Below are 19,369 nucleotides of genomic sequence, written 5' to 3'. Positions count from 1 at the left end.
TCAAGTGGTGATCTACTCATATAAATTGTTAAAAAAACTACATTTATAATATCAGGAACCCCCAAAAGATATCTGTCCAGTCTGCGGGGTGGATGCTTTGCGTTGTCTAGATCGTAGAAAATTGCAATAAGTTTTGTTACATATTTGTACCCTAAAAATTTAAATAAAAATTATATGTATATACACAGGTTGGATGATTATTTATCACTAAATATAGCTCGTTGATAGTTTCATTACTTAAGTAAGAAAGTGTATACATTACTTGTGTAAGATAAATAAGCTATAATCTCAGCGATTGTATCAAGTAAAAATATACTTCTATTAGATATGCGATCGCATATTTTTTTAAAATGTCAAACTCCAGCTTGAAAGATGACCCATTATGGTTTAAAAATGCAATTATCTACGAATTAGGTGTTCGGACATTCGCCGACAGTAATGGTGATGGTATTGGTGATTTTCAAGGGCTGACAGAAAAACTAGACTATTTACAAGATTTAGGTATTACTGCCATCTGGTTGTTACCTTTTTTTCCTTCACCCCTCAGGGATGATGGTTATGATATTGCTGATTACACTAGTATAAATCCTATCTATGGCACGTTAGAAGACTTTAAAGCGTTTTTGAGCGCTGCTCATCAGCGGGGTATCCGTGTAATTATTGAGTTAATTATTAACCATACCTCTGACCAACATCCTTGGTTTCAAAGAGCACGTCGCGCCCCGAAAGGAAGTCAGGAGCGAGATTTTTATGTTTGGAGTGATACTCCTGAAAAATACCAAGAAGCGCGAATTATCTTCCAAGATTTTGAGACATCTAACTGGGCTTGGGATTCAGTTGCCCAAGCTTATTGCTGGCATCGTTTCTATTCCCATCAGCCTGATTTGAATTATGACAATCCCTTGGTGCGCGAAGCGGTATTTGATGTTCTAGATTTTTGGTTGGAGATGGGTGTAGATGGACTACGCATGGATGCTGTGCCTTATCTATACGAACGGCAAGGAACGAACTGCGAAAACTTACCCGAAACCCATGCGTATTTGAAGGAGTTGCGATCGCACATCGACACGAAATTTCCTAACCGGATGTTACTAGCTGAGGCGAACCAATGGCCTGAAGATGCAGCTCAATATTACGGTGCGGGAGATGAGTGTCACATGAACTTTCATTTTCCCCTAATGCCGCGTTTGTTTATGGCGGTGCGGATGGAAGATAATTTCCCGATTGTAGATATTCTCCAGCAAACTCCATCCATTCCTGATAACTGTCAGTGGGCATTGTTCCTCCGCAACCATGACGAACTGACTTTAGAAATGGTGACAGATGAAGACCGCGATTTTATGTATGGGGCCTATGCACAAGACCCGATGATGCGGGTAAATTTAGGCATCCGCCGCAGATTAGCGCCGCTTTTGGGCAACGATCGCCGTCAAATTGAGTTACTCAATAGTTTACTATTATCTCTACCAGGAACCCCCGTACTTTACTACGGTGATGAAATTGGCATGGGAGATAACGTTTATCTAGGCGATCGCAATGGTGTTCGCACACCTATGCAGTGGAGTTCTGACCGCAACGCCGGTTTTAGTCGCGGCAACCCGCAACGCTTGTATCTACCTGTGATCGTTGACTCTGAATACCACTACGAAGCCCTCAACGTCGAGGCACAACGGACTAATAGCAATTCTCTCTGGTATTCGATGAAACGTTTAATTGCTACTCGCAAACGGTTTCCGGCATTGGGTGAAGGGCGTTTTGAATTGGTACAGTCTAATAATCGCAAAGTTTTTGCCTTCAGCCGGATAGCGTCTGAAGAAGATGTCTTGGTAGTAGCAAATTTATCTCATTACGTGCAAACGGTAGCGTTAGATTTATCAAGCTTCAATGGACTACTACCAGTAGAAATTTTTGGTTCCACTGAGTTTCCAGCGATTACAGAATCGCCTTATTTCCTCAGCTTAAGTCCTTACGGGTTTTACTGGTTCACCTTACAACGTAAATCTAGCTCAACTCAACCCCCTAAACCTCAAGCAGACTTAGTAACTTTGCTGGTAAATGGTTCTTGGCAGAATGTGATTTTGCAACGAGAGTCAAAAAGCATTCTCGAATCAACACTGCGGGACTATCTCTATACCTGTAGCTGGTTTGGCGGCAAAACCCGGACTGTACAATCAACACAAATCATTGAAGCGATTTCTTTACCCTATAATCAGCAGATAGCTCAAATTGTTTGGTTGCAGGTAGATTATATCCAGGGAAACAACGAAACTTATCTGTTGTTTCTCGCCTATGCAGAAGGTGAGCAAGCAACATATCTTTTGGCAGAAATGCCGCAAGCTGTGATTGCACGGCTTGGAGTGCAAGGCAAAATAGACACTCCTCCACCCAATACTCAAGAAGTTGGAATTTTATTTGATGCTTTAGCAGACAAGAACTTTCTCACCTCACTGCTAGATGATGCGATCGCTAATCATCACTCTTATAAAGGGATAACCGGAGAATTATTTGGCACTACTACTGATTCATTCTCCGAATTACGCCGACAGTTAACCAATCATGAGCCGACTGTCCTAAATAAAGAAGAACAAACCAATACTTATATAGTTTATGGCGATCGCTTGTTGTTGAAACTCTTCCGGAAAGTCGAGGAGGGTTTGCAGCCAGATTTGGAAATCCGGCGTTTTCTATACCATAAAAAACGCTTGCAATACTCACTTTTCCTAACTGGTGCTTTAGAATACCGTCCTGCAAATAAAATAGGCAATAAAACTGCCCAAGCCACGACTATAGGCATATTACAAGAGTTTATTTCAGATATCCGCAGTGGCTGGGACTACACCCTTGATAGTTTGCAAAAGTACTTTGATTTAGTGACCACAGAACACGCCACTATTACCGAGGTGCCTCTGCCATCAGGTTCCTTGTTGGATTTACAGAGAATTGAAATTCCAGAATTGGCAATTGCAACTATCACTTCTTACCTGCAAAGTGTTGAACTGCTAGGTAAATCCACAGCTGAATTTCATATAGCGCTGGCTACAAATATAGATAGCTCAGACTTTGCTCCAGAATCTTTTTCATCACTTTATCAACGTTCGATATATCAAAATGGGCGTAACTTAACTGGACAAGTATTTCGGTTATTAAAAGAACGAGCAAACTACTTACCAACCGATAGTCAACCATTAGCATTAGAAGTTCTTAATAGCCAAGAGAAAATCTTAGAACGCTTTCAGTTAGTTGTCGGGCAAAAAATTACTGCATTGCGGACTCGTCATCATGGAAACTACCATTTATCGCAAGTATTTTACACAGGAAAAGACTTTATTATTCCTGATTTTGAAGGCAAAGCAGATCGTAGTTTAAGCGAACGACGCATAAAGCGATCGCCTCTACAAGATGTAGCAGGAATGTTGCTATCTTTCAACTATGCAGTTAACGAAGCTCTCCACTATCAAAAAGAATCTGGGATGATCCTGCCGGAAAATTTACCCCTTCTAGAACAATGGGGACAGTTTTGGTATACCTGGGTTAGTACTAGCTTTTTGAATTCTTATTTAGAAACTGCTAATAAAGAATCTTTCCTTCCAAAGACAACAGAAGAACTAGATGTGTTGCTTTTTGCTTATCTTTTAGAGGAAGCGATTGATGCACTAGGCGATGAACTAAATAATCGCTCTGATTGGGTAGAAATCCCACTCAAATTTATTCTGCAATTATTGAGTGAAACTGCTTAAACAGTTTTTCATAGTACAAAATAACTGCAAGAAATAAATAACATCAGCAGGAAGAAAAATGAGCAACAAAACTGGTGAACTGACAAGAACAATTTTTTGGAAAGGGAATGCAGAAGAATTTCTCGGGAAGTATTATAACTTACAATTTATTCCGAGAATAGGTGAAGAAGTACAATTAAAAAACAAAACATGGCTAGTGAAGAGAATTATTTATACTCCCGAAATAGATGACATAACTATCATTTTGGGAGATAAATAGTTTCACCAGTATTATTGAATCAACTAATTTTAGTGTCTTTGCATTTTGGTGGTTAATAAAATTCATTTTGAAACCACTAAGGCACAAAGACACGAAGATAATTCAAGATTAATGAACTATCCCTTGTAATGTATACATAGACGCAGCAGCGGCTTACCACAGGGTAGGAATAAGAGTTTTAGAGAGTTATTACGTAAGCCCTAATGAAAATTACCTGAAACTCAGGGCAATAAAATTAATCATTAGTGATAAATATCACAAATACTGAATACTAATATTCAGTATCTACCGGAGAGGGCTATTCCGGGTTAGGATGATGACTAGCGATGCCTTAATTCAGATATCGATATTGAATTGTTGAGATTTTATGGACCATAGTCCACAAGATGGCAGTATAAACCTCCTCTGACCTGGCGAGGAAGTCTCCCAGCGCGGGGGAGACTTAGGAGATATATATTATGCTCACAGAAGATATTCGTGATTTGCTGACTGATACTACCGATTTAAACCAATTGAAATGGGATTTAAATCGCTTACAACCTGTGGATGTGGGAGAATACATTACGCAATTGCCTGAAAAAGAACGCGCGATCGCATTCCGTTTACTCAATAAAGCTCAGGCAATAGATGTATTTGAATATCTGCCCACAGAGGTGCAAGAAGAACTAATTAATTCTCTGCATGATGTCCAGGTAGTGCAACTTGTAGAAGCGATGAGTCCTGATGAACGGGCAGAATTGTTTGATGAACTACCTGCTGGGGTAATCAAACGGCTATTACAAGAACTGAGTCAAGAAGAAAGGCAAGCAACAGCAACGATTCTCGGCTATCCAGAAGGCACTGCTGGGCGGGTGATGACAACCGAATATGTCCGGTTACGGCAAGGATTGACTGTAGGTGAAGCCTTGAGCAAAATCCGCCGTCAGGACGAAGACAAAGAGACGATTTACTATGCCTACGTCACAGATGACAACCGGACACTGGTGAGAGTAGTTTCACTGCGCCAGTTGCTGTTTACCTTTCCCGATGTTTTCATCAAGGATATTTCTAGCGATCGCGTCATCAAAGTTAGAACTGAAACTCCTCAAGAAGAAGTGGCGCGAATCATGCAGCGCTACGACTTAATCGCTATCCCTGTAGTTGACCGAGAAGACCGATTGGTTGGCATTGTCACTATTGACGATGTGATGGATATTTTGGAAGAGGAAGCCACAGAAGATATTCAAAAACTAGCGGGTGTGGGTGGTGATGAAGCAGCTTTATCCTCTCCCTTACTTACCATCCGTAACCGCTTACCTTGGCTGTTGGGCATCATGGCACTGTATATTGGTGCCGCCAGTGCGATCGCGCCTTTTCAATCTGTAATTGCCGCAGTGCCGGTTTTAGCAGTAATCATGCCGATTTTTTCCAACACTGGTGGCACTGTTGGTATTCAATCATTAACGGTGACAATCCGCGGTTTGGGAGTAGGTGAGGTAACACCCAAAGATACCTTGAAAATTCTCCGCAAAGAACTTTTAGCTGGTTTAGCCACAGCCCTAGTTTTAGCCACAACGATGATCCTGCTTTCCTTAATTTGGGCACGACCCCAAGAGCGATGGGTGGCTTTAATTGCCGGAATGGTAATGGCAACTAATACAATTGTGGCTGTTACACTCGGCACTTTACTGCCAATGGGTTTGAAACGACTGAAGCTTGACCCAGCACTAGTTAGTGGGCCGTTGGTGACTACAATGTTAGATACTATTGGGTTTTTAACGTTCCTTACCCTGATTTCCTTTGCTTTGCAGGTATTACATTTACCAAGTTAATCAGCTAATGTGCGTTCAAATAGCGTATTTTTTCCTGAAAACTGTGATTAGTCATTAGTACACTGTGGCGGAAGTTTGTCTACCTTTAACCAGTTGCTCAGATCAAGTCTGGTTAATTGAGATGGTAGCTGGATTTGCGCTGTGCTGTACTAATCCTTTATGAATACAAATGACTAATGACAAAACAATAGATATCTAATTTGATATAAGACAGGTGATATCATTTCCTCTGCATATGTAAATTAAAAAGCTGTAGAGATGTGATCGCTCTCTATGCAGGAAACTGATTGCTATTTATGCCTACTACCACCTGGAATCGTCATCACATTCTTTCCCTAGCTGATTTCACTACCGCTGAATATGATACAGTTTTGCAAACTGCTGCCAGTTTTCAAGAGGTGTTATCACGGCGGACGAAGAAAGTGCCAACCTTGCAGGGACAGGTGGTGGCGAATTTATTTTTTGAACCCTCTACCCGGACTCGCAGCAGTTTTGAAATCGCTGCCAAACGCTTAAGTGCTGATACACTGAATTTCGCCGCAGCCACTTCCTCTATGACTAAGGGAGAAACAATTCTCGACACGGCGAAGACCTATTTGGCCATGGGAACTGATATTATGGTAGTCCGCCACCAAGAGGCAGGAGTACCGAATGCGATCGCGGCTGAAATGGATCGTTTAGGTGTACGAGTTAGCGTCCTCAATGCTGGTGATGGTCAACATGAGCATCCTTCCCAAGCCCTGCTAGATTTATTTACCATTTGTACTTTAATTGACCCAGATCACCCCCGACTTGAGCTTTTAAAGGGTAAAAAGATTGCTATTGTTGGAGATATTCTCCATTCTCGCGTGGCGCGATCGAATATCTGGAGTTTAATTGCCAGTGGTGCCGAAGTGCATCTGGCAGCACCACCCACCCTCTTACCCAAGTTATTTGCCGAGTTTATCTTGGAATCAGGAGTCAGAAGTCAAGATTTTGTTATCTCCTCATCTCCCTCATTCCCCACTCCCCACTCCCAAAATCAACAACTTTTTCTACATTGGCAGCTGGAACCAGCTTTGCAGAATGCCGATTTTGTCATGACTTTGCGCCTGCAAAAGGAACGCATGACGGCTCATTTGCTGCCAAGTTTGCGAGAATATCATCAGCTATTTGGCATTACACGCACAAAGCTGCAACTTTGTAAACCTAACGTCAAAATTTTGCATCCAGGCCCAGTCAACCGTGGTGTTGAAATTAGTTCTGAGTTGATGGATGACCCAGAATTTAGTCTCATTCAATCGCAAGTTACCAGTGGTGTTGCTGTTCGCATGGCCTTACTGTATTTGTTAGGTAGCGGCAAGGCTTAATTGACATCCACCTTTAGATATTCCTTTCACACCCAGAGCCAAGCAGGCATTAGAACTATACTCTCGGCGATAACACAACGCCAGTCCGCTCAAGTCGGGAAACCCTCCCACACGGCTGGCTCCCCTACATATACTTAGATTTTTTCACAAATCAAATCGGATTGCTATATACATAAAATTATTTATAATAATCTTTTAATTTTAGTCCGATCGGACTACTTTACAGAAAAATACATAGTCTCATAGAAATTATGTATTCCTCCGATCGCATGAGGACAGAATTCTGTAATCTTGGCACACTGGTAGCGTAGAAGTTAAGAATTTAATGACTTCTAGAAGTGTCGGAGGTAAATATGAAACGAATTTTTTTGACGGCAGCAGCCATACTCAGCACGCTATCTTTAGCTGCTCCCATTCCCGTCAAAGCAGAAAACTCCGTCCCTGTCCGGCGCTTGCTGGAAACTAGAGCATGTTTGGGATGTAATTTAGCAGGTGCAAACCTCAAAGGCGCTCATCTAATAGGTGTAGACCTGAGAAATGCAAATTTAAAAGGAGCTAATCTCGAAGGCGCTAACTTAGAAGGTGCCGATTTAACTGGTGCTAATTTGAAGTCTGCTAATCTCACAAAAGCATTCGTTAGCGATACTATCTTAAATAAAGCCAATCTCACCAACGTTAATTTGAGTAATTCCCGTTTATATAATAGTGACGTAAATGGCGCAGTTTTGGCTAATATTGATTTAAGCGGTGCTGATGTATTTAATACTGCCATTAGCATTGGTGGAGAATACTAATGGTGAGTATGATTTCAAAGTGATGAGTTAAGAGTTATATTCAACTCCTAACTCTACACTTAGTAAGTTTTATTCACCGGTAATCGACAGTTCATTGACCCAGATTTTCGGACAAACTCCCCCTGGTGTTAACTCTGGCTCTTTTTCTACATAAATAATTGACTTTAAGAGTTCCAAGAAATCGCCAGCAACTGTTGCTGACTCAATACTCGTCTTGACACCCTTATTAACTAGCCAACCATCAAACGGCAAAGAAAAAGAACCTTGCAAGGATTTAACTCCTGCATGAAGAGCTTGTAAATCATCGATAAAAATCACATTTTCAGCCGTTTCTAAGCTCAACTCTTCTTCAGGAGTTGCTGTTGTAAAAACGTGATAAAAATTGGGACTAACACTGACTTTTGCACCAATACTGGCATTACCTGTTGGCTGGGTATTTAGCCTTTTAGCAGTACCTGCACTGTGGAGAAAGCTTGTTAAAACACCATTTTCAATCAGCGAAATCTGACGAGTAGGAGTTCCTTCACCATCAAAAGTTTCTGCCCCCACGTTAGCTGGGTGAAGTGCATCATCAAAAACCGAAAGCAGAGGAGAAGCTATTTGCTTACCTAAATCATCAGGAGTAGATAGACTTTGATTATCCAAAATACTTTGGGCATTGAATAAGTTAGAAAAACCACCCAACAAACTTAAGAAAGCTTCCGCTGAGAAAACAACTCGATATTTACCAGTCTTGATTTTTTCATAGTTCAAGTGGCTGATAGTTTTATCGGCGGTTTCTTTGATACAACCATTGATGTCTAGATTAGCTAAACTTTGGTTGATTCTAAAAGCACCTCCACTGCGAGGTTTTTTTCCTTCTTCTTCAGTTTTGCTGTAAAGATAAACTGATGCTAAGGAGTGAGATTCAGTTCTCACTGCACCGTCGCTATTGAGATAAAACCTGTCAATATCTCTTTGCGATAAGCCATTATAAGGCACACCTTTAATTGCTGGATGAGCTGCCAGTAATTCTTTTTCAGCTACCAACAATCTTTCTATGAGTTCAGCTACAGGTGCTTGAGGTGTCTTATCCTGAGGTTTATTTGGAATAGGAACAGTAGCTTCTGGACTAAAATCAGGAACATTTTCCTTAACACCAAAGAAACTGGCTTCGTAGGCAGTTTTCAAAGCTAATTCCAGTCCTTTGGGATCTACATCTGTAGTGCTGGTGACACCCATTGTATTATCTTCATTCCAGACCCGAACAGTAACACCAGAGCGATTTGAGGCTTTGACTTGTTTTGGATCACCTTGGTCTACTTGCACGCTAGTGTCATCTACTGTTGAGCCATAAATGTCGAATTTCTTAATACCAAGCTTCTCAGCATTGTCCTTGGCAGAATTTGCAATCTCATTGATATTCGGCATAGTCAATTTTGAATTTGGGATTTTCTTGCTCCCTGGTTAACATCGGGAGTGTAATACTGGAAGGCTTCTGCCTCTTAGATAAAATAAGTGGCACCATAAGGAAGGCGTTTCCAGGTGGAACCTGGGAACGAGTTAAACAAGTTGACGAGGTTATCGTCCACCTACGGTAATAGAATCAACCTTGATGTGGGGCTGTCCTACTGTGGTGTAAATACTCCCACTCACAGAGCCACAAAAACCTGGTGCAATTTCCAAATCTTGGGAACACATAGAAATTTTATTCATAATTTCCTTAGCTTCACCAATCAGAATTGCTCCCTTTAGCGGTTTGGTAATTTTGCCATTTTCAATCAAATAAGCTTCATCGACACCAAAATTAAATTGACCTGTAGCACCAACGCTACCACCACCCATCTTTTTACAATAAATACCTTTATCAACAGAGGCAAATAAATCATCAATGTTATATTCACCAGAATCAATATAAGTATTACGCATCCGGCTAGCAGCGGCATAGGTATAATTTTGGCGGCGTCCACTTCCAGTTCTGGGGTGTCCGGTGCGTGCAGAACCTGTTCTATCTGCTAAGAAGTTTTTAAGAACACCTTTTTCAATTAATAGGGTTCTTTGAGCAGGCATACCTTCGTCATCCATATCAATTGTCCCGAAGGCATTTTCAGAGCGCCCTTCATCCCAGGCTGTCAAACTTTCGTGGGCAATTTTTTCGCCTTTTTTGTCAGCAAAGGGAGTGGTATTGCGTTCAATTTGAGTAGTTTCTAGCAGGTGTCCGCAGGCTTCGTGGAAGATTACGCCGCCAAAGTGATTGGCCATAATAATCGGGTAAGTACCTGATTCCACATAATCTGCATATAGCATTTTTCCAGCAGATTCTGCTATTTTCTCAGCGGCTTGTTGAGAATCCCAAGTTCTCAAGAAGTTGGCATCGCTAGTATTACCAGCGCGATCGCCAATTGAGGTACGATTAGCACCATCAGCACACAATAGGTTAAAGCCTACTGATTGGGTGAGACGAATGTCACGGGCAAAAGTACCATCACTGGCGGCGATTAAAACTTCTTGCCAATCCCGGAAATAGCTAGCCCGCCGGGATTGGACGTGGCTAGCTTTTTGCTTCAGATGGGCAGTACCATCAAGGAGGACTTCTCCCATTTCTCGGATGGAGCTACACACTGGTAGCCAGGCATCTTTGCCTCTTTTGGTGGCATAATCTCTCAATAATTCCAGGTTGATTTCTGGGATGAAAGCTTTAGCAGTAGGTAATTGCAATCCCAAGATAGAAAGACCTTTTTCTAAGGCTGCTTTCAAACCGGAAAAAGAAAGGTCATTAGTGCTGACATAGCAGTCAGCTTTACCGCGAAATACTCTGACTCCCGCACCTGTAGACAGACTGGGTGAAATACTGGTGATGGAGTCGTCTTCTGCAAGAGAACTAATATAGTTGCGACGCTCTAAAAATAATTCGATGAAGTCAGCGCCAGCGGCGCGTCCTAGTCCCAAGAGGGTAGCCAGGGGGGCTTCCCAGGTTTCATCGAAACGCTCTGGTGTGGAGGAATATTGGAGGGTGGGAAGTTGATTCGAGAGAAGTAGCGTACTTGTAAGCATGGGTAGCCTCGTCTGCTGGCGTAATATCAGAGATTTGACTGAAAAATCCTGGTGTGTTCAGTCTAACAAATGAGTCAAAGCCACAGTCGGTAGAAAGGCAGTAGAGGTTTCCTCACCTGGGAAACTCACTTCTCCCCCTTAAAGGTCAGTGAAATATTGTAAGTAACGCCCTTTTGAGAGCGATCGCTATTTTGATATAACCGCAAATCCCTTAAATCCTCAGTTTCATGCTGTCCCATCCTATTGCTAAAAATGCAGCAGAGCGATCGCTCAAACATTTTGTGTGAAACCCTATTTCTTCTAAGGTCTATTTACGATTTGCCATTTTCAGTGGAATTCTTGTTGTTTCTTGCTCATTGAAAGTCTGACCTAAATTGGAAATTTGTCCTGTAGATAATAGATTCTTAAACAGGAGCTTTAAAGTTCGAGTAATAGTTTTAATAATTTTCATTTTGCTAGCAGTAGGCTTTTGATCGTATCTCAAAACCATTGGAATTTCTATGATTTTTGGTTTGAGTACTTTGGCTTTCAGCAGTAAGTCTATCATGCAAGCAAATCCACTTTCAGTGAATAAACTGTCCCCATAACACATATCCAGTTTACTAATGAAAGTACGGTTATACAGCCTGTAACCACAAGTATAGTCTCTTACACCTGGTACACGGGCTGCAATTCTAAAAAGCCAGCTGGCTCCGTAACTCATTATCTGTCTAAATGTTGATAAGCCTATGACTTTAGAGCCTTTTCGATATCTAGATGCGATCGCAATATCATAGCTACCAGCTATCATCGTGTCATACATCTTTATTAACAGTTCTGGTGGTTGAGTGTTGTCGCAATCCATAGCGGCTAAAAAATCACCTTCTTTGGAAACTTCCAAGAAAGTCATGAAACCTGTTTTGATTGCTTGACCTAAACCAGCATTTTTGGGATGTTGGACTAATTTCAGTAATATCCCCAATGATTGAGATTCTTCTAAAGCAGTTTGAGCAGTTGCATCACTACTGCCATCATCAACAAGAATCAGTCGGATCTCCATATTAGAGATTTGCTGCAATATCTGAAACTTTTTGAACAAGGGACGAATTGATTCTTGCTCGTTGTATGCGGGTAAAAGAACAAAAAGACTCATAAATACCTCGTGTGATTTTGAAAATAAAATATCATTACTCAAATTTCAAGAATTCAGTAATGTTGATTTTTTGAGAAAATCATCAACCTGTCGCACAACTGCGTTATTGTTGACACTATCATTTACCAACTGTGAGGTATTGACGACGAAAAAATCATCGTTTTCAGTACTCACCTTTGGAACAAGGCTTGAATAATTTAAAACTTGTAGTGGCTGTACTTTAATAGCTCGATTAATGTGTGCCGCTACAATGTCATCTGCTTTGAGTTCCGGGAACATCAAACGTATACCCTGGAAAAATACTTGACGCAATTCATCATCTGGCTGTTTTAATAACGCGTCAGTGGAAAGTATATATTTTGGTAGGAATGTCATGTGATATCCTGCTGTCTCTTGCAAAGAAACTAAGTTGCTCATACCAATGACTCCGGTAAAGGGAATATTTCTATCAGCAATATTTACCACGTAATAAGGAACTAAAGCCTTACGAGTAATTAGTACCATGCAGATTACACCCAGATATTCTACTGTTTCACTAGTGTCTGAAACTTTCACCAGTTCATTGGCAGCAACCTGTTGCAGAATATTAACTGGGCCAGTAAAAATGACTTTATCAAAATGTTCCTTTTTACCTTGAGATTCTACCCACATTCCACCCCCTGGATGAGGTGCAATATATTCTACTGCAACACCTGTGTGGATATGACCTCCAGCCGCGTAAATTAATTTTTCTATATGGTCAAAAACAGTTTTATAACCGCCTGAAACATAACCAAGTTGTTCTTTATTTAATGATGAATCCCGCGCTGAAAATAGTCGTTTGATATAAGCCCAGATAAAAACTGCTGAGATTCGCTTATAGTTCTCTCCTAATTTGGATAGAAGCAAGGGTTTCCAGAGCTTTTCGTATGTGCTTTTACCACCGAGTTTTAATAGCCAATTTTCGACTAAAATCTTCTCTAAGCGCCGCCAATTATTAAGACGTGAACCATACATGAGAGTGAAAGCTAATCTAATTTTACCTATAAGTCCAAACAGAGGAAAGCGCAGAAATTCTATATTGTTACTAATAGAATAAAATTTTTGATTGTCGTAGAAACCTGTTAAACTTCGATGCCAACGCAGTTTATCTCCAAGACCAATATCTCTGAGAAAATTTATTAAGTGAGTATCAGAAGGTAGGATAACGTGATAAAAACGATCCCAGGTAAACAACCCATAATCATGATAGGTAGTAAGTCCACCAAGCTGCTTGCTGCTATCGAAGACAGTGACAGTATGTCCATGATGTGAAAGACGTTGGGCTAATACTAGCCCAGTTATACCCCCGCCAATAATGCCTATATTCATAAATTTAGATTTTTCTAGGGATGTTTTTGAGATTTATCTTTAGAGGTTTTTAATATTAATAACCTGAGTATTTGTCTCTTTAGCTATTAATTTACAACAAGAATTACACCAGTTATGATAATGGAAATTCCTAACCACTGGCTAAATATAACTTGCTCTTTTAGGAGATAGTGAGAAGCAATCGGTATAAGCGCATACATTAATCCTAGAACTGGAAATGCTTGGCTCAGAGGAATTGTCCGCAATACATAAAGCCACAATATAATCATAAATGTATAGCAGATAAACCAAATCAAAAAATAACGAGAGAATAACAGATTTAGGATAGATGTGCTTTCTCCCTTAGTAGAGCTAGAAATGTAAAGTCCATATTTTAGTGATAGATTAGCTGTTGTTCCTAATAAAACTACAAACATTAACAGCAGCCAAGTAATTATGTTCATTTGTCAATACTTATTGTGGAATTAACTAAAAATTTATATAGACTTTTTAAGTGGAATAGCCACTAAAAGAACACCCAGAAAAATAGTGATTACTCCTGCTATTCGAGTTAGTGTAATTACCTCATCAAAAAAGTAGTATGACCCTAAAAGTATACCGACATAATTTAAACTAGTAAGTGGATAAGCAATACTCAATTTAACAGAGCGCAGAGCCAATATCCAATTTACTATTCCTAAGCAATAAACACTAACAGCTAATGCTAATTGCTCAAGAAATACCCAAGTAAATAGTCCCTGATTTGTTTGGCTCATGGTATGCTTCATCAGCAATTGCCCAGAAATACTAAATAAAATACTGATAAACAGGATGATATAAGGAATTATTTTAAAGTTGGAAATTTGCGAGATAGATTTCATCGTACATTTGCCTCAATCAAGATGAGAGATATGAAGCGGACAGTAAACAGCCCGTTGTTTTGAACGTTTCGGATTTCGGTCACACCTTGTGTGCAATTCAACCTCCACTTCAGTAAATAGACAACAAAATTAACAAGGCTATGTTAGAGGGACTGATATTAAAATGACCGTTGAAGCTCATGTTCTAGAGTTAGCAACTAAATACTATGCAGCTTGCAGGATGGTTGCTGTATTATCACAGCATCCTATATAATAAAAGTAGAGCAAGCTAAATTAGTTTACTAGGTTAGAGTCCCATACAAAGCAGTTTTTTGCTTGGTAATTGGCACAATCAATTTAGGCTTTGCCCAACTGTGAATTGCAGAAATCTTCCGTATCAGCCAGTTATGCTTCAAAACTACTTTTGGTGCGATCGTAATATCTAGGTCATAGTGGATGCAGACATAAGGAAAATTCAGAGATTTGCCGCAAATTTGTGGACAAAATTTAGCAGTCCGCGACGCCGAGTAGCCCGTCGTAGACATCATTTATGCTGAATTTTGATTCGACCCGCATGTTCAATAGATGCAGCTAAGGGAATAAAAATGGATTGCTAGAATTTTTGATTAATCCATTTATTAACTTCCATAAGTTCTATGCTGTTGTAGAAATCTTATTGAAGACACTACTGAACTTCTCATCCCATTAACTTAACTGGATTGATAAATTGTTCTTAATTTGTTCCAGGAAAGTTTATTCATTTACTGATATACCATAGAATTTCTCCAGGCTCACAGACATATCTGTAACCTCGGCTGGAAACTAAGCCGATTAATAAAAATTTATACTCGAATTGAGTGTGTATACGTACTATTTTTGTGCGTAATAACACAAAACTAACAGAAGTCTGCTTGGCTGCGGAAATCAAAGATAGATGAATCAGTTTACAGTAATCCGCTTTACAGGTTTCTGGGGAATTTTACTGAATCTCCAAATGGAGTTTTTGACGAGACTAACGGCTAATGTAAACTAGCCTTTGGTGATCAACTCACAGCTTGCGTTGATTTCAGCGGATTTGAGATGTTTTTACATTATTTAGTATTAGCCTTAATTGTTCTTAATCTTAATTATATGTAATTTTCACTAGAGGTTTATCTCAAATTTATTGTTACATATAATTACTTACTAGAATACCACGATAAATGGGTGTTGCAAATTTATCAACATACTTCATCAAAAATTCATTTACCGGAAATATACTTAAACAAAAACTTCATCAAATCGAAATTAAATCTAAACTTTCCTGTAGATGAATTTTTATTTTTAAGGATTTGTACATTTATGCAGCAGTTTCTGGGTAATAAACTTGCAAAAGTAGCGATTTTGTATCAGACCCTAGAAGTGCAAAGCTAAGAGTTTGAGAAAGCAGAATTGAAACTTGGACAACAATGCAAGCAATGGTTTTTTGTATTACATAAATACATTTACTACAGCCAAAATTACAGTTGGTAACCGAGAGTCTGAATCGTTATCTATTTATCCACGAAAATCATCAAATTCAGATATCTCAGACAAAACTTAGTTGAGAGTTAATTCAGAGTTTCAGTAAGTCGGAAGACGCTATTTCTGAATCCTAGTATCAAATTTTCTTTAATCCTAAAATTGATTGTAAGTATATTTATAAAATTTAGTGTCGCTTTAAACATCTAAAGATTAACAATATTTAACCTAACCATAACGTTCATGGGCTAAAGTAGAAGATCAAGTTTGCCATTATTAGAAAATATTCTATTTAAAAAGATAAGTCTAAAGTAGTCAAGGCTATACTCACGCAGGATAATTTTCAATCAAAAAATTACCAACCTCCGTTTTTAAGCACATCAGTAGGTTAACTGTCTAATAATTTCCAGCAGTTTAAAGTTGAGAAAAAATTAGTTCGCGGTAGCTGGTATTAGTTAATTTCTCTAGGTTGTTTTCTTGTAGCTTCAGTTTGCTTGAACTCATTTTCCTGCAAAAGTCTGTTTGTAATTATTAAGACAATGATTAACAATCCAAACTGAATCTGCCAGGGTGCTAATACTAAACTTAAAATAAAGCTAATGGCTGCAAATACACCTGCAAGATATGCAATTTCATCAGTACTCTTTTTAAAGAAGTAGCCAGTGGCTAAAGCAGTACACAATGGTATCAAGAAAGACAAAGGCATCTTACTAACCTCTGAACTAAAAGTTGTTGTGCTTATAAAACAAATTGAAATTGTTTTTGGAATTGGGGTTAATTTTACATCCAATCAGGTTTTAGCTACAACAGTCGCTCGAAATAAATATTATAGAAAGTCAAGATTAGGCAGCGTCGTATATTACACCAATTTGAATAATTATTCCGACAGATGAACCACCCAAAACCTTAGTGAATAACTCTTTCATTTGTGGTCAATGCTGGGCGCAGCAAGCTTTAAGTGTAAGAGTGCAGAATAGACAGTGACGTCTTTTGTGCCGCTTTCTCGACTCAGCAGAGCTGCGCTATGCTATACAAACTCTCGTTTAACTACGCGGATTGATCAGGTTTAAAACTTACGTAGGTAGGTTTTGTCTATTTCACCAATTATCCTGTTAAACCTCATCTATCTTGAGAACCGTAGTTTTTGCCCTTACCCTAAATCCCTCTCCCAAGTAGGGAGAGGGACTTATTTCCGGCTCCCCTTCTGCCAAATTTGGGAGAAGGGGCTGGGGGATGAGGGTTTTTTCTTTTCATACCGAAAGAACTACAGTTTTCAAGGTGGACGCAGTTTATGAGTAATCATCTGGTAAATTAGCTTAAAACTTCGGTCTTGCGCCAGGATAAGGATCTAGCATATTACCTTTAGAAGTAACATTTTCATTTTTTCATTTTAGACACCTAATGCTGAACATTCCTCAACTACTGGCAACTGAAATAAACCTCAAACCCCATCAGGTGCAAAACGCGCTGGAACTTTTGGCGGAGGGTGCAACAATTCCCTTTATTGCACGTTACCGCAAAGAGCGCACGGACGAGATGAATGAAGTGCAACTACGTGAATTGGCTGATCGGTATACTTATTTAACAGAACTGGAAGAACGAAAATCGGTGATTTTAAGTGCGATCGCCCAACAAGGTAAACTTACAGATGAACTCAAAGCTAAAATCTCATCCTGCTTACAAAAAACTGAACTTGAGGATTTATACTTACCCTATCGACCAAAGCGACGCACCCGCGCTACCATCGCCAGAGAAAAAGGACTCGAACTACTGGCGGAATTCATCAAGTCGCTAAATGCGAAAAATGCTGCAACGGCTTCACTGGAAGAAGAAGCGGCTAAGTATATTTCTGAAAGCAAGGGAGTAAAAACAGCAGAAGAGGCGCTCAAAGGTGCTGCTGATATTTTAGCGGAAGAAGTGGCTGAAAAAGCTGAGTTACGCGCATATATCCGCAATTATCTTTTAGAAGAAGGGGTATTCGTCTCCCGCATCAAAGATGATTATCCCGAAGGTACAACCAAATTTGAGATGTACCGTAACTATCAAATTAGGGTAAAAAATATTGCACCCCACAATATGCTGGCGTTGTGTCGGGGTGAAACTGAAAAAATATTAAGCTTTGAAATCGCTTTTGATGAAGATACGGTACTTTACTATCTTGAGTCGAAAGAAATTAAAACCAAAGTTCGGACAATTCGAGATTTTTATCAGGCGATGTTGAAGGATGCATTTAACCGTTTGATGAAAGTCTCTCTAATGGGAGAGGTAATTTCTGAGAAAAAAGTTTTTGCAGATATAGAATCAATCAAGACATTTGAAACTAATCTGCGGGAGTTGCTGCTGTCTGCACCAGCAGGAATGAAACCAACATTGGCAATAGATCCTGGATTTAGAACTGGGTGTAAAGTTGCAGTCCTCGACCAAACAGGGAAATTTTTGGAATACCAAGCGGTTTTTCCCCACCAAGCTGCTGAACAACGACTTAAAGCTGCACAAACTGTCAAAAATCTGATTGAAAAATACAAGATTGCGTTAATCGCCATCGGTAATGGTACAGCGTCCCGCGAGACAGAGGAATTTGTGACGCAAGTATTACAAACTATAGAACGCAAACCAGTTAAGGTGATGGTGAATGAATCTGGCGCATCTATATATTCTGCAAGTACTGTAGCGCTGGAAGAGTTTCCCGATTTAGATATTACCGTGCGCGGTGCTATTAGTATCGGTCGCCGTTTACAAGATCCCTTAGCGGAACTGGTGAAAATCGATCCTAAATCTATTGGTGTGGGACAATATCAGCACGATGTCGATCAGAAGTTGTTGAAAAAGAAATTGGATGACACTATAGAAAGCTGCGTTAACTACGTCGGCGTAGACTTGAACACCGCCTCCAAAGAACTTCTGACTTCCGTCTCTGGGATTACGGCAACAGTTGCCAATAATATTGTCGCCCAGCGCAACCAGCATGGAGCCTTTAAAAACCGCCGACAACTCTTGAAAGTTCCGAAGCTAGGGCCAAAAGCCTTTGAACAAGCGGCGGGTTTTCTGCGGATTCGCGGCGGTGACAACCCATTAGATAATACAGCAGTGCATCCAGAAAGTTATTCTGTAGTAGAAGCGATCGCATCTGATCTAAATGTGCCATTAAATCAGGTCACACAAATTGCTGAAAAACTCAAAAAGACCAACCTGAAGAAATACGTTACCGATAGCGTTGGCGAACCGACACTACGCGACATTCTCAACGAACTAGAAAAACCCGGTAGAGATCCTCGTGCAGAGTTTAAGTATGCCACCTTCAGAGAAGGAATTAAGGAAATCAGGGACTTAAAGCAAGGAATGGAACTAGAGGGAATTATCACGAACGTCGCCAACTTCGGCGCGTTTGTCGATATTGGCGTACATCAAGATGGCTTAGTGCATATATCTCAACTTGCTGATCGATTTGTAGACGATCCCAACAAAGTTGTCAAAGTTGGACAAGTAGTCAAAGTGCAGGTGTTAGAAATCAACGAGAAACTGAAGCGGATTAGTTTGTCGATGAAAGCAGTTAAACAATAATTAG

The 19,369-nt window shown here is 39.9% G+C and carries 14 protein-coding genes; 6 read left to right on the top strand and 8 right to left on the bottom strand.

The window, feature by feature from the left end:
• The first annotated feature begins 350 nt into the window (after window positions 1-350).
• The 5 genes from treS (at window position 351) to V7K46_RS01850 (ending at window position 7,950) form a co-directional block, all read left to right on the top strand.
• The gene (treS, locus tag V7K46_RS01870) at window positions 351-3,737 is read left to right on the top strand and encodes a maltose alpha-D-glucosyltransferase (RefSeq protein ID WP_335110487.1); all 3,387 of its coding nucleotides are present in this window, start codon (window positions 351-353) and stop codon (window positions 3,735-3,737) included.
• A 58-nt stretch (window positions 3,738-3,795) separates the two neighbouring features.
• Window positions 3,796-3,996 (top strand): hypothetical protein, encoded by a 201-nt coding sequence (locus V7K46_RS01865; protein WP_298904763.1) that lies wholly within the window; start codon window positions 3,796-3,798, stop codon window positions 3,994-3,996.
• Between the two features lie 458 nt (window positions 3,997-4,454).
• Entirely contained in the window at window positions 4,455-5,807 is a 1,353-nt protein-coding gene (gene mgtE, locus V7K46_RS01860; RefSeq protein ID WP_335110484.1) for a magnesium transporter, read from the top strand.
• 296 nt (window positions 5,808-6,103) lie between these two features.
• A complete protein-coding gene (locus tag V7K46_RS01855) occupies window positions 6,104-7,156 on the top strand; it encodes an aspartate carbamoyltransferase catalytic subunit (RefSeq protein ID WP_335110482.1) in 1,053 nt (350 codons plus the stop codon).
• A 353-nt stretch (window positions 7,157-7,509) separates the two neighbouring features.
• Window positions 7,510-7,950, top strand: a complete 441-nt coding sequence (locus tag V7K46_RS01850) for a pentapeptide repeat-containing protein (RefSeq protein ID WP_335110480.1) — start codon at window positions 7,510-7,512, stop codon at window positions 7,948-7,950.
• A 69-nt stretch (window positions 7,951-8,019) separates the two neighbouring features.
• On the opposite strand, the gene V7K46_RS01845 is transcribed toward V7K46_RS01850, so the two are convergent.
• The 8 genes from V7K46_RS01845 to V7K46_RS01810 form a co-directional block, all read right to left on the bottom strand.
• A complete protein-coding gene (locus V7K46_RS01845) occupies window positions 8,020-9,360 on the bottom strand; it encodes a TldD/PmbA family protein (protein WP_335110478.1) in 1,341 nt (446 codons plus the stop codon).
• Window positions 9,361-9,510: 150 nt separating this feature from the next.
• Window positions 9,511-10,983: a TldD/PmbA family protein gene (locus V7K46_RS01840; protein WP_335110476.1), complete on the bottom strand. Its 1,473-nt coding sequence runs from the start codon at window positions 10,981-10,983 to the stop codon at window positions 9,511-9,513.
• A gap of 307 nt (window positions 10,984-11,290) precedes the next feature.
• Complete coding sequence (locus V7K46_RS01835; protein ID WP_335110474.1) at window positions 11,291-12,157, bottom strand: glycosyltransferase family 2 protein; 867 nt, start codon at window positions 12,155-12,157, stop codon at window positions 11,291-11,293.
• Between the two features lie 3 nt (window positions 12,158-12,160).
• A complete protein-coding gene (locus V7K46_RS01830) occupies window positions 12,161-13,465 on the bottom strand; it encodes an NAD(P)/FAD-dependent oxidoreductase (protein ID WP_335110472.1) in 1,305 nt (434 codons plus the stop codon).
• Between the two features lie 86 nt (window positions 13,466-13,551).
• On the bottom strand, window positions 13,552-13,908 hold the full coding sequence (locus tag V7K46_RS01825; protein WP_335110470.1) for an EamA family transporter: 357 nt from the start codon (window positions 13,906-13,908) through the stop codon (window positions 13,552-13,554).
• A 33-nt stretch (window positions 13,909-13,941) separates the two neighbouring features.
• A complete protein-coding gene (locus V7K46_RS01820; protein WP_335110468.1) occupies window positions 13,942-14,325 on the bottom strand; it encodes an EamA family transporter in 384 nt (127 codons plus the stop codon).
• Between the two features lie 281 nt (window positions 14,326-14,606).
• Complete coding sequence (locus V7K46_RS01815; protein WP_335110466.1) at window positions 14,607-14,852, bottom strand: hypothetical protein; 246 nt, start codon at window positions 14,850-14,852, stop codon at window positions 14,607-14,609.
• 1,403 nt (window positions 14,853-16,255) lie between these two features.
• On the bottom strand, window positions 16,256-16,594 hold the full coding sequence (locus tag V7K46_RS01810) for a hypothetical protein (RefSeq protein ID WP_335110464.1): 339 nt from the start codon (window positions 16,592-16,594) through the stop codon (window positions 16,256-16,258).
• Window positions 16,595-17,205: 611 nt separating this feature from the next.
• Between V7K46_RS01810 and V7K46_RS01805 the strand changes: the two genes are divergently transcribed.
• Window positions 17,206-19,365 (top strand): Tex family protein, encoded by a 2,160-nt coding sequence (locus V7K46_RS01805; protein WP_335110462.1) that lies wholly within the window; start codon window positions 17,206-17,208, stop codon window positions 19,363-19,365.
• The last annotated feature ends 4 nt before the right edge of the window (window positions 19,366-19,369 follow it).

It is taken from the genome of Nostoc sp. (assembly GCF_036917395.1).
Classification (GTDB): domain Bacteria; phylum Cyanobacteriota; class Cyanobacteriia; order Cyanobacteriales; family Nostocaceae; genus Nostoc.
The sequence above is the reverse complement of the archived record's forward strand: the minus strand, read 5'-3'. Positions and strand labels throughout refer to the sequence as shown.

Coding starts and splice junctions, on each gene's coding strand:
- treS (WP_335110487.1), top strand. CDS start 351: ATGTCAAACTCCAGCTTGAAAGATGACCCATTATGGTTTAAAAATGCA.
- V7K46_RS01865 (WP_298904763.1), top strand. CDS start 3,796: ATGAGCAACAAAACTGGTGAACTGACAAGAACAATTTTTTGGAAAGGG.
- mgtE (WP_335110484.1), top strand. CDS start 4,455: ATGCTCACAGAAGATATTCGTGATTTGCTGACTGATACTACCGATTTA.
- V7K46_RS01855 (WP_335110482.1), top strand. CDS start 6,104: ATGCCTACTACCACCTGGAATCGTCATCACATTCTTTCCCTAGCTGAT.
- V7K46_RS01850 (WP_335110480.1), top strand. CDS start 7,510: ATGAAACGAATTTTTTTGACGGCAGCAGCCATACTCAGCACGCTATCT.
- V7K46_RS01845 (WP_335110478.1), bottom strand. CDS start 9,360: ATGCCGAATATCAATGAGATTGCAAATTCTGCCAAGGACAATGCTGAG.
- V7K46_RS01840 (WP_335110476.1), bottom strand. CDS start 10,983: ATGCTTACAAGTACGCTACTTCTCTCGAATCAACTTCCCACCCTCCAA.
- V7K46_RS01830 (WP_335110472.1), bottom strand. CDS start 13,465: ATGAATATAGGCATTATTGGCGGGGGTATAACTGGGCTAGTATTAGCC.
- V7K46_RS01825 (WP_335110470.1), bottom strand. CDS start 13,908: ATGAACATAATTACTTGGCTGCTGTTAATGTTTGTAGTTTTATTAGGA.
- V7K46_RS01820 (WP_335110468.1), bottom strand. CDS start 14,325: ATGAAATCTATCTCGCAAATTTCCAACTTTAAAATAATTCCTTATATC.
- V7K46_RS01815 (WP_335110466.1), bottom strand. CDS start 14,852: ATGATGTCTACGACGGGCTACTCGGCGTCGCGGACTGCTAAATTTTGT.
- V7K46_RS01805 (WP_335110462.1), top strand. CDS start 17,206: ATGCTGAACATTCCTCAACTACTGGCAACTGAAATAAACCTCAAACCC.